Source organism: Candidatus Alcyoniella australis, from assembly GCA_030765605.1.
GTDB lineage: Bacteria > Lernaellota > Lernaellaia > JAVCCG01 > Alcyoniellaceae > Alcyoniella > Alcyoniella australis.
Genome location: JAVCCG010000041.1, coordinates 21,403 through 33,343 on the forward strand (window position 1 = coordinate 21,403; position 11,941 = coordinate 33,343).

Genomic DNA, 11,941 nt, shown 5'->3' on the forward strand with positions numbered 1-11,941 from the left:
TTTATTCCGCGTCGCGTACTCGGCGATCATCGCCGTGGGCGACCAGCTGGGTTTGCGAATATACAGCTGGACGCGAATCGATGGTCAGGGGGCTTGCCCCGAACAGGTAGGGGTTGAGCAAGTTCTGTTCAAGCAGTTTTGCATGTTGCTCGATGAAGTCCAACACCGCCTGGTTGCCCTCGACCCGAGCCCCGCGCCGCATCAGGACCACCCCGTCTTCAAAGAAGATAGTGCCGAATTCGTCCGACTTGAGGTAGCCCTCTAATTGCTGGAAAAGGGTCTGGCGGGGAGCCATCGTGATGAAAGAATACATGTCGAACAGCAGGTAATCGAAGCGTTGATCCGCCGGCAGAAAATAGAAGTGGTAGTAACGCTCCATGCGCGGACCGTGAAACCCGGCGAGGTTCTCCATGCCCTTGACGCGCGATCCCTGGGGGATCATCTCCCAGGCCCTGTCGATGATGCGACCGTGATCGGTCTTCGTGTAGTAGTTGAGGTTGAACTCCCTGCTAAGCGGAGCCGGGCCGCTTAGCAGGGTCGAGTGCCAGTAGTGATTCGCCGCGTTGACAACGACGAACACCACGACCAGGACCCACAGCAACGCGGCCTTGTTGTTCAGGCGGTCCCGAAGCTTGCGCAGGCCGAACAGCGCGGAGATGTATATCAGCGGCAGCACCACCGTCATGTCGTTGTGAAAGTGGAAGCGTTCTCCGATCACCGCTCGGTAGTTGTCGTACCACTGGACCTGCAGGTTGCTTGACATACTGAACATGATGTAAGCGGCCTCCACCGCGGCCGGGAACAGGTATAGCGGCGCGAGGAACGGCAGGAACAATACGGGCAAAAACTCCAGCAGATGGAGCGCGTTTTCCCTGATGAACAGGTTGTCGTACAACAGCTGGGGCTTGGTCAGAATGTTGACCAGCGCCTGGCCTACGGTGCCGCCGTAGGCGTTTAAATGCAGCAGCTCCGAGTCCAGCTCGTTGCCAAGATGTCGATCGAGCAATAGTACGATGGGCAGCAAGATCGCGATCCAGGCCAGCGAGATCAGTATCGCCCGTCTGCCGTAGGTGCGGTCCCCGCTGATCCACAGCGCGATCCCCAACAGCAGATTTATCAGCGGTCCGTTGACCCTCGAGGTGCAGCCCAGGACCAACGCCGCTGAAAACAGCCTTCTTTTTCTGTGCTGAAGAAAGAGGATTTCCAGCAGCAGAAAAAAGATCAACTGCGGAGCGTAATGGTACCCGCTCAGTGCCAGGTAGCCGGTGAGTGGATGCGCCGCGAATGACACTGTAAGCAGCCAGGGCCATAGGTAACCTTCGAGCACCTGCCTGCACAGCAGGTAGAAGATCGGCATCGCGGCTGCGAGAAACAGTACGTTGACGAGAATCGGCCACCAGCTTGAGGGGTGTATCGCCTCGAACAGGAAGATGAAGGCCGCGGCCGGCTGCATGACAATGGTCAGGCTCGACAGGAACGGAACAGTGCCTTGCCGGGATTCAAGGAACTCCGTCCAGATCATGTTGAAGTTCACGACGTCGAACGACTGGACACCGTAAGCATTGAGCTTGGCCGCTTGCAGCAGGCTGTATACGGCCGCGAATATACATGAAAAGACGCAGATCAGCGCAAACGAGCAGCGGGATTTATGCGTCAGGTTTGTTTTGGAATCCATGTTAACTACTCAAGCTATCGACAGTACCGAATCGAGTCAATGCTTCGGCTCGTTGTTCGGGTTGACCACGATTTCGTTGCCGAGCCCATTGATTGGGCAGCTGATTGTCGCACAGGGGCCGGACCAACAGTATGTTGGTCGCGGGTCGCATCAGAACTGACGGAACCGGGTCCAGATACTGCGCACCAGGATCTCGGCCATGCCCAGAAAGTTGATCGGCTTGCGTACGCCGGAGGACAACAGCCGCAGGATGAAGCGCGGCCGGAAATAGAAGCGGCGGTTGAGCAGGCGGTACAGCTCGTCTACCTGGGCCGCCGACAGATGGCGCGTGTTCATCACCGCCTGCTTCTGGGTCCAGTTGTGATAGTTACGGTCCACAAACAGTCGCTCGTTGACCGCGATCTCAAACAGCTCGGAGCGCTTGATCGGGACCAGGACGTTGATTGCCAGAGTGTCCAACTGCATTTGTTTAATGGTCGCAAAGCTGCGCTCGATCCTCTCCCGGTCCTCCCAGGGAAACCCGATGATGATGTTGCCGTTGGTTTGAATCTTGTGCTTGCGGACCCGTACCAGAGTCTCCTTGGCTCGCTCAAGGTCGACCTTTTTATGCATCTGTTCGAGGGTTTCGCTATCGCCGGACTCGATGCCGAAACTCAGAAAGATACATCCCGACTTGGCCAGCAGTTCCAGCAGCGAATCGTCGATGTTTGAGATGTTGGTCTCGCACCCCCATTTGAGACGACGCTGGAATCCTTGGTCGATCATCGCCTCGCACAAGGCGGCCGCCCGCTTGCGGTCGAGCAGCAAGTCCTCGTCGTGAAACAGGATGAAGTTGGAATTGTATTGGTCGAGGATCTGGGCGATCTCGGCCGTGACGTTTTCGACCGATCGCGCGTGCCATTTGCGGTTGGACAACATCGGCGTCGGGCAGAACAGGCAGTTATACACGCAGCCCCGGGAGCTGACGCAGGAGGCCATCCGCTGCAACGAGGCGGGGACTCCGAACAGATTCACCATCCGGTAGCGATCCATCGGCAGCGTCTCGCGCATCGGGAACGGCAGCTCGTCGAGATTCTCGATCCGTGCGCTGATCCCGTTCGAGTGCAATTCTCCGTCGAAATAAGCCAGCCCCTGTACGTCTCTGATCGATTCGATGCTGCCGTCATAGCGTTCGAGGATCTCGCAAAAGGCATACTCACCCTCGCCGACCAGCACCGCGGCGACCCCCGGGTCGCCGGCGATCTCCGGGTTGATCGACGCGTGTTTGCCGCCGTAGACGATCAGCGCTCTACTGACCCGGCGGATGCGCCGCACCAGCTCAAGGCTGATCGCGTAGCTGTCCGAGAGGACCGAGAGGCCGATCACGTCCGGCTGGTATTCCTCGACCTGCCGCACGATCTGATCGTCGGAGGGATCCGACGTAGTGAGCTGCTGAATCAGCCGTACGTCGTGACCAGCCTGTCGCGCCGCGGAGGCGATGTAGGTTAGCCCCATCGGCTCGCAGAAAAAGAACAGGCTTTTCCAGTAACTACTGCGCGGGGCCAGAAGCAGTATTTTCACCGGTGCTCCCATCTGTTGCGCGGATATCTGCAGCCGTATCTTGCTCGCTGCTGAAAATGAACGAGGTATATGCAACCCTCCCGATGCAGGATGCTGAGCTGAGCCTTATTCATCCAATATCGTCAAGCGGGAGCCGGAAAAGAACCCTCACGGAGATCGCGGGTCAGTTGGATTGAGATTCGGTGATCGGCTGGGCCGGCTCGTCAACGCACTCGGTGCGGATGGTTGCGATCTGGTCCATGATCGAGAAGAAGGTGTCGGTCACGTCGGGGTCGAAGTAGACGCCGCGTCCCTTTTTCATTATCTCGATCGACTCGTCGATGGGGATCGCCTGCTTGTAGGGACGGTCCGAAGTCAGGGCGTCGAACACGTCGGCCACGGAAGTGATTCGTCCCCACAGCGGGATCTGGTCTCCCTTGAGCCCCTTGGGATAGCCGCTGCCGTCCCACTTCTCGTGGTGGGTCAGCGCGATCTGCTCGGCCATCTTGAGCACGGCTGTATCCGAGCCGGAGAGGATCTTGCCGCCGATCAACGTGTGCTGCTTCATCACCTCCCATTCGTCGCTGTCCAGGGAGGCGCGCTTGAGCAGGATTCGATCGGGGATGCCAATCTTGCCGATGTCGTGCATCGGCGCGGCGTAGAGCACGGTGTCCACGTCCTGGGCCGGCAGCGACATGCTGCGCGAGACCGCGGCCGCGTAGTAGCCGATACGCTTGATGTGGCTGCCGGTCTCCATGTCCTTGTACTCGGCGGCCTGGGCCAGGCGGAAGATCGTGTCCAGGGTGCCCTGTTTGATCTTCAGCGAGGCTGACTTGAGATCCTCGTAGGCTGTGCGCAGCTGCTCGGTGCGCTTCTCCACCTCGCGCTCGAGGATCAGCTGGTGGCTCAGCATGTGATCGTTGTAGGCCTTGACCTTGAGCAGCGACTGGACCCGGGCCCGTAGCTCGGTCTGGTCGACCGGCTTGGACAGGAAGTCGTCGGCCCCGACCTCGAAGGCCTTGATCCTGCTCTCCACTTCGGAGGAGGAGGAGATCGCCACGATCGGGATGATCTTGGTCTCATCCGAATCCTTGAGCCGCCGGGCGACCTCGAAACCGTTCATCCGCGGCATGTCGATGTCGAGCAGGATCACCTCCGGCGGGTTGGCCGCCACCCGTTCCAGTGCGTTGATTCCGTCGAAGGCCTCGTCCACCTCGTAGCCCAGGCGGCCGAGAATCGTCGTCAGCAGACGGCGATTCATCTCATCGTCGTCTACGACGAGAATCCTCTTAGGTTGATCCATCCCCTTGATCCCCAGCTGCGATGCAACTTTCAGCAATTGCCAAAAACGGTGAAATTATAAGGCCAAGGAGAAAAACTGAAAAGGTTTAACTTTCAAGGTTAATGCGCGGGAGCTTAATTATAAAAGCGGCGCCGCCTTCGGCGGCCTTGGGCTCGACCTTAATCGTGCCGCCGTGGGCGATGACCAGGTTGCGCACCGTGGCCAGGCCCAGGCCGGTTCCCGCGGGCTTGTTCGAGGTGGTGAAGGCGTCGAAAAGCGTAGACGCCAGGGCCTCGGGAATCCCCGGACCATCGTCGGCGATGCGGATCAGCGCCGAGCGATCGTCAACAGTGTCGGTGGTGATCCAGATGTGTTTGTCCTTGGGCACCCGGCCGTCGCCCCACATCGCTTCCTGGGCGTTCTTGACCAGGTTTTCCAACACTCGCAGCATGCGGTCGTTGTCCAGGTTGACCTGCAGCTCGCGACCGGCCTTGTGGACCAGCTGCAGCTCGATGCTCATTGCGCCGAGCTTTTGCTTCATCGGTTTGCAGACCGTCTCGACGTAGGCCACCAGCTCGGTCGGCACCAGGTTGAGGTCCGAGGACTGGCCCCTGGCGAAATCGAGCACCTCGCTGATCATGCGGCTCAGCCGGTTGGCCTCGCTGATTACCGGCTCGAGGTCCTTGCTTACCATCTCGCGGGAGTCTTCGCTCTGGGCATCCTGGGAGGCGATCTCGGAGAAGCCGATGATCGCGGTCAGCGGATTGCGCAGGTCGTGGACAATGGCGCTGGTCATGCGCCCGATGGCGGCCAGGCGACTTTCGCGCTCGCTGAGGTTGCGCTCCAAACGGCGGGCCCGCAGCTGCGCCGCGACCCTGGCCTGCAGCTCGCGGATCTCGAAGGGCTTGGCCAGGTAGTCGTTGGCGCCGACCTCCAGCCCCTCGGCCACGGCCTCGCCGCCGGACTTGGACGTGGCGAGGATCACCGGCACCTGCGACAGTGCGGCATCCTGGCGGATCTGCCGCGTCAGCTCGAAGCCGTCCATCAGCGGCATCATGATGTCCGAGATGATCAAATCGGGCGACCAGCGCCGCGCCGTCGCGAGGCCCTCGACGCCGTTCTGGGCCATCTGCACCTGGTAGGTGTCGGTGAGGGTGTTGGCGATGAAGGTCCGCAGATCCGGGTTGTCGTCGACCACCAGCACCTTGTCGGCGTCCGGCGGCGCAGCGCCTTCCATTGTCTGCGCGATCATGCTGTTGTCCTTGAGGCTTGCGCCGATCACATCGGAGAACAAGGTCTTCTTGCGTCCCTCGGACTTCTCTTCGTAGGCAGCACCGAGCATCGAGACCGTGCGTGTGTGCGCCATTTGATCCTCGAGCCGTCGTCCGATCATCCTGCGGCGTTCAAGGGGAATCGAATCCGGACGCTTGGGGATCTCGACGCGGAAGGCCGTACCCTCGCCGACTTTGGAGCGTACCGTGACCTTGCCGCGGTGGATCTTGGTCAACTCCTTGACCATCGCCAGACCCAACCCCGTTCCCTCGCGCCGCCGGTCCGAGCCGTCTTCGACCTGCAGGAAGCGCTCGAAGATCAACTGCAGCTGGTCTTCGGGGATCCCCTCGCCGGTATCCTCGACCTCGAACCAGACGATCTCCTCGTGCTCACCGGTGCGGATCGTCAGTCTGCCGCCGTCGGGCGTGAACTTGATCGCGTTGGACATCAGGTTAGCCGCGATCGTGTCGATTTTGTCTCCGTCGAGGATCGAGTCGCTGATTACGTCCAGACCCTCGAGCACCAGCTCGATGTTGCGGTTGCTCAGGTGCGGCTTGGCCGACAGCGCCAGGTCGTGCAGGATCTTGCCCAGGTTGGCGTAGACGTACTTGCACTCGAGTTTGCCCGCGTCGATCTTGGCGAAGTCGAGCAGCGAATTGACCTGGCGCAGCAGTCGTCGGGCGTTGGCCTCCATCGCCTCGAGCAGCTGCTTCAGGCGTTCGTCGGGGTCGCCCCGCAGGATCGCTTCCAGCGGGCCGAGGATCAGAGTCAACGGGCTGCGCAGCTCGTGGCTGACATTGGCAAAGAAACGCATCTTGGCCTTGTCCAGCTCCTGGAGTTCCTCGTTGGCCTTCTCGATCTGTATGCGCATCTCCAGTCCGTGGCGGCGTGTGCGCTCCTCGCTGACCCCGGCGAAGGCGGTGATGCCCACCGCGCCGGACATGAAGAACACCGGCTGGAGCATCGTGAACAGATGAGTTTCGTTGCCGTGGAAGAAGAGGTTGATCGCGACATAACTGCCCACCGACAGTACTCCGCAGACAACGGCCTCCTTGAGAGTCCAGGGGAAAAACATGCCGGTGACGAACAGGATGAAGATAATTCCGATGTAGTAGAAGCTGGTGAATCCGCCAAGCAGCGCGGTCATTATCCCGACGCCGAAGATGGTCAACAACGTCATGCCCACCGAGAGCAGGCTTGCCAGTTTCAGGCTGTAGCGCGTGCGCATCAGCAGGTAGCCGATCAACAGCAATACCGCCACACAGGCGCGGATCGTCAGGAACTCCATGATGCGTTCGTGGACCGTCACCCAGTCCAGCGCCCAAAAGATCGAGTAGAAGCCGCCGCCGACCAGCATCATGAACTTGGTGCGCGAGGTCAGCAGCTCCAGGCGCTCCCGATTGAGCGTCTTTTCGAACTCTAGGTCGATTTCGACAGGTTCGATCGGTTTGACTGGTTGCTCTTCGTTGTTCATCAGCCCTTTTCCGCGCGCACGACTACGGCAGTCGGCGGATCGCCCAGGGCGTCGGAAGGGCTGATATTCACAAAGCCGGCCTGTAGCATAAGTTCGCAGAGGTTTTCAGGAGTAAAAAAGCGGAAGCGCCCCTCGTCCTCTAATTCTATCACGTGGGAGACGAAGGCCGCCATGTCGGCCAGACTTTTGATCAGCCGTTGCCGCTCCTGCGCGTCGATGCCCGTACGCTGCTCGATTTCCTGCGCCTCCTCGACATAGGACTTGGACGAATCGTAGTTCGGCTTGGGGCTGGAGAGCACGATTACGCCGCCGGGGGCCAGGATGCGATACATCTCCTGGGCTGCGGACAGCGGGTCGTATAAATAGGGCAGCACGATCGAGCAGCCGATCTTGTCGAACGACTCGGAGGGCAGGTCGATTTGACACTCTTTACGCACACGGCCGAAGCTGAGCTGTTTCAACGCCAGGTCGCCGGTGTGTTCGGCGTTATCGCAGTTCGGCCGCAGATCCTCGGGCAGAGTGTCGCCTTTGAGGAAACGGCTGGCCATCGACAGTTCGAGCACGATCTGCACCTCGGTCTCATCCAGATTCGGGGAGAGCAGTAGTACCTCGGCGATGCTCGATGGCGCGCCGTGCAAGATCTCGTGTAGCCGTGGGCCGTAATCCGCGGCGATCTTGCGCAGGGTCGGGATTTCGATCCCCTCGATTCTTCCGGCGAGAGCCACCGGACCGTAGAGCTTGCCCGAGAGGAAATCGCGCAACGGTGCGAGCCGCGCCGCCTCGAGGTCGACCACGCGATAGTCCAAGGTCAGATTGTCGAACTCGCCATTGTTTTGGGCGATCATGCGTTCGACCTTCTCACGGGTGCGCTCAACAGCCTTGGGGACCAAGTCGGTGCAGGTGATGGTAATCGGCTGGCCGTCGGTCTTCAGCTGGTCGAGCAGCGCCAGGGTGAAGTTGCCCGTACCGCAGCCCAGGTCGATTATCCTCTGGCCCGGCAGGGGGTCGAGCAGCACGGCTTGATCGCGCATCATCGCGACATAGTCCGGGTTGTGCAGGAACATGTCGTAGCCCTCGACGTCCTCGCCGGGGCCGAACAGATGCTTGTCCCAGAAATCGACCGAGTCCTCGATTCGCGCACGTTTGACGCGCGCCCACTCGGCCTCGTTTTGCCGAACAAAGCGAGTCATGTCCGGCTCGATCGCCGGTCGATCGGAGCGGAACAAGTGCCTGGCGACGGTCTCGCTGATCAGCTTGTACGACTCGATAGCTTCGGGCCCGGTTTTAAGCAGGTGGCCCGAGGGCAGCTCGATGATCTCGCGCAATCCGCCACCCGGCGCGTTGAGCATCTGGCGCACGCGCTCGCGGGTCACTACGTAGTCGTAGGTTCCCAGGATCCAGCTTACCGGGATCTCAACCTTGGACATGTCGTTGCGCGCGTCCTCGAGAAATCCCATCTTGCGGTCGATGGCGTCGCGGACCACGCCGTTGACGTCGCCGCGGCGGCCGTAGAGGTAGATCGGCTCGAGATGCTCGCCCTCGAGGCATTGCTGAAACAGGTCCACGCCGGCGGTGAGGAACTTGAACTGGTCCTGGCCGTCGGGGCAGCCGAACGGAGCGACCCACAGGTCGACCCCCGGCTTCTCGCCGTCGGCGATCATTCGCCGTGCCGGGATCGCCGCCACGGAGAAAGAGACCATCACGCGTTTGGCCGGCTGGAACCGGCGTTGCAAGTAGGCCAGGCTGCCGATCATGTCCGACTCGAAGGTCGAGTAGGTCCAGTTGTAGAAGTAGGCTGCGTCGCCCCCCGGATCGGGGTCGCTGTGGCTTTCGCCGATCATGTGCGTCATGTCGAAGCGCAGCGTCACCGCGTTGATCCCGTCGCGCCTAAAGTTGTCGATCATCGTGCGCGACAGCAGGTTGAAAACCTCCTTGCGCACCTGGAAGGGCGGGGCGATCAGTACTACGACGTCCACCGGCGGCGGGGTCTCGTTGAGGTCGAAGGTGGCGTCGAGGATGCCCGCGACCCGCTCGCGCCGCGTGTTCTTGTATTGGCAGACGTAGACCTGGCTGCGTTTCGCTTTGCGGTTGCTGGTGAACAGGTCGAGCGCCTTTTTGCGCGTCACGCCAACCAAGCGCCGGACCGTGGAGAGCAGCGAGGATTTGACCGTACGGTTCTGGATGTTGGCAAAGGCGTCGCGGCCGGTGGGCATATCCAGGAAGTTCAGCCCGATCAGCCAACGATCTTCAAACTCCGAGTTGGAGATGCGCGTGACCGTAGCGCCTTCGTGGCGGATCGACTGGTTGGCGTCGCACAGTTCGACCTCCGGGAAACGCATTCCCACGGCGACCATGCTGCTTTTGGACATCAGCACGGCGCAGCCACCCTCGCTGATATCGACGACCTCCAGGCGGATTGAGCCCTCGCCGTAGTGCGGGGCCTGGATGCTCAGCCAGCTGGCAGCGGCCGTCAGTCGACGGCTGCAGCGCCGGTCGTTGTGGTAGATCCGGTCGGGATACATCAGCCTGGGCTGCGCCCCGTGCTCTGCCACCACTCCTTCGAACACCGCGTGGAGGGGGCCGTCGAGCAGGGCGCAGTAGATGGCGCTGGCGTTTTCCGGAAGCGGGCGATCGAGGTTGTGCAGCTGCAGGAAATCCTCGGACATATCGAGGCGAGCGTCGATCACTGTGCTTGGCGTGGACGAGAGCGCGACCAGTACCTGGACGTCGCGTTCCGAGGCGTTCTTCAGCCGTTCGGCGATTAGCCGCTTGTCGTTGATCGGCAGCAGGTTGCCCGAGATCACGCCGGGCAACGCGCCCTGCAGCGCCACCACCGCATCGTCCAGGTCGAAGAAATGGGCGTATTTACGGATGCGTGACTGATCGCGGGCGTTGATGTCCTCGAACAGCAGGCCGACTCCGTCGCGGTCCATGCGCACGATTCGGCCACCGATGCGGATCGGCTTATTCGGCTCCGAGGGCAGGCTCATCTGCAACGACAGTCGACTGCCCACCGGCGGCGGATTGTCGGTACTGATGTAGGCTCCGATCAGGCTGACGTTTAGCGCGACCGCGCTTGAGTCGTTTAGGGATCCGTCAAGAACGCGGACAACAGCGCGGGTCTTACGCCGGGTAGCCTTTCTCGATTCCTTTGACAGCGAGCTACTTTGCTTCCCCTTCTTAGGTGACAAGTCATTCTCCGTTGTGAAAGCGTGGCTAGTCATCGGCGATCAGCTAAAACTATCTTATAATAGTAGTGAAGGCATAAGATTATAAGCGGGCTGGTCATACTTTTGCCGCCCCACAGACTGTGGTATCTGCGGCAAAAATTATTAAGCAATATCGGAATAATGTCAACCATATTCTCTAATCTGGTTCAGCTATTTAGCAAAATTTGCTGTAATTTCAAGAACATACTGTTGGCGTATGATTTTAAAGCGGAAAGACGCTTTTAGCGGATATTTGGCAGCGAGCAAATTATGTCGCGCTGCGTCATTAAATGCGCGGCGGGTCCGGTTGAGCGCAGCCGGGATTCCTGATAGGTTCCCCTGGCGAGATTGGCTTTGCGGCCGCCGAGTTCCGGGAGATTTGTAATGCACGAACTGGTGCTGTTTACCACCACGGTGTTCATGGGCTTTTTTGCGATCATGAATCCCCTGGCCAACACGCCGATTTTCCTTGGGCTGACTGAGGATCTCGACGATCGGGAGCGCAAGATCGTGGCGCTCAAGTCGGTGCTGATCGCGCTTCTGGTGGTCGGGCTTTTTTCCGTGCTGGGCCGTGCGGTGTTCAAGATGTTCGCCATTACGCTGCCCGCGTTTCGCGTTGCCGGCGGCGTGCTGGTGTTCCTGGTTGGCTACCACCTGCTGAACGGCCGGGAGTCCAACGTTCAGACGCCCCATGCCCAGGACATTGCCGACAGCGAGGAATCCAAGCTCAGCGTGGCGATCTCGCCGCTGGCCGTGCCGATCCTGGCCGGTCCGGGGACCATTGCCACGGCCATGAACTTCGCTGCCAAGGCCGACGCCCTGCATGTCGGTGTGGTCCTGGCGGCGTTTGCCGTGATGTGCCTGATCACCTACCTGTCCTTCGTGTTCGGCGAGGAACTGGTGCGCTACATCGGCAAAGGCGCGATCAAGGCGATCGGCCGACTGATGGGCCTGATCCTGGCGGTGATCGGCACGCAGATGCTGCTCAACGGCATCAGCGGCGCCTTCAACCTCGGCTGAACACCCCAACACGTAATCAGTGACCGTGCGCAAAAACGATTAGCTTCCCGCCAGTAGGGCGCAAAGGTCAAGTAATGCCTTACCTGTCGTTTTCGCCGTTTTATACGCTGATAACCGTTGCTAAACAACTAGTTGCGCCTCTGTCCTTGGTAAAATACTTTAGGACTTGCATGCGAATTGGGATTACAAATCACAGATTTCGTATAGGTTACGAAGCGCGTATAGTCGTTGAAATTGCAGAGTAATCGCGATTTGGCTCCATACGATGTTCATATAGGGTTTCCCCCTGCCGCGTAAGTTGCTGATTAATCAGGATAATCTTGAAACCGCACGCATGCGATAATCTTTCGAAAAAATCCGCGATTTCCCTGTAATTCCGCCTAAGTACGATAGGGCTTAGTTGATCGCATAGGTTGAGTTTTCGCAGGTCTGTAAGTTGCTGATTCTAATGCGAAATAATCGCATGGAAA

Annotated in this window: 6 protein-coding genes; 1 reads left to right on the plus strand and 5 read right to left on the minus strand. The window is 59.7% G+C overall.

Features of this window, described 5'->3' with window-relative positions; genetic code table 11:
* Position 1: 1 nt before the first annotated feature.
* The 5 genes from P9M14_04930 to P9M14_04950 all read right to left on the minus strand — a co-directional run bounded on the left by P9M14_04930 (position 2) and on the right by P9M14_04950 (position 10,466).
* Positions 2-1,675, minus strand: coding sequence for a DUF2079 domain-containing protein (locus P9M14_04930; protein MDP8255070.1), 1,674 nt, complete (start codon positions 1,673-1,675; stop codon positions 2-4).
* A 150-nt stretch (positions 1,676-1,825) separates the two neighbouring features.
* Positions 1,826-3,235, minus strand: coding sequence for a radical SAM protein (locus tag P9M14_04935; GenBank protein ID MDP8255071.1), 1,410 nt, complete (start codon positions 3,233-3,235; stop codon positions 1,826-1,828).
* Positions 3,236-3,398: 163 nt separating this feature from the next.
* Positions 3,399-4,517 carry a response regulator gene (locus P9M14_04940; protein MDP8255072.1) on the minus strand — a complete coding sequence of 373 codons (1,119 nt, stop codon included), beginning with the start codon at positions 4,515-4,517 and terminating at the stop codon, positions 3,399-3,401.
* Between the two features lie 85 nt (positions 4,518-4,602).
* A complete protein-coding gene (locus P9M14_04945) occupies positions 4,603-7,242 on the minus strand; it encodes an ATP-binding protein (protein MDP8255073.1) in 2,640 nt (879 codons plus the stop codon).
* On the minus strand, positions 7,242-10,466 hold the full coding sequence (locus P9M14_04950) for a PilZ domain-containing protein (protein ID MDP8255074.1): 3,225 nt from the start codon (positions 10,464-10,466) through the stop codon (positions 7,242-7,244). Before P9M14_04950 ends, P9M14_04945 begins: the two co-directional genes overlap by 1 nt.
* A gap of 369 nt (positions 10,467-10,835) precedes the next feature.
* Here P9M14_04950 and P9M14_04955 point away from each other — a divergent pair, with 369 nt between their 5' ends.
* Positions 10,836-11,471: a MarC family protein gene (locus P9M14_04955; GenBank protein ID MDP8255075.1), complete on the plus strand. Its 636-nt coding sequence runs from the start codon at positions 10,836-10,838 to the stop codon at positions 11,469-11,471.
* Positions 11,472-11,941: the final 470 nt, after the last annotated feature.

Coding starts and splice junctions, on each gene's coding strand:
- P9M14_04930 (MDP8255070.1), bottom strand. CDS start 1,675: ATGGATTCCAAAACAAACCTGACGCATAAATCCCGCTGCTCGTTTGCG.
- P9M14_04950 (MDP8255074.1), bottom strand. CDS start 10,466: ATGACTAGCCACGCTTTCACAACGGAGAATGACTTGTCACCTAAGAAG.
- P9M14_04945 (MDP8255073.1), bottom strand. CDS start 7,242: ATGAACAACGAAGAGCAACCAGTCAAACCGATCGAACCTGTCGAAATC.
- P9M14_04955 (MDP8255075.1), top strand. CDS start 10,836: ATGCACGAACTGGTGCTGTTTACCACCACGGTGTTCATGGGCTTTTTT.
- P9M14_04940 (MDP8255072.1), bottom strand. CDS start 4,517: ATGGATCAACCTAAGAGGATTCTCGTCGTAGACGACGATGAGATGAAT.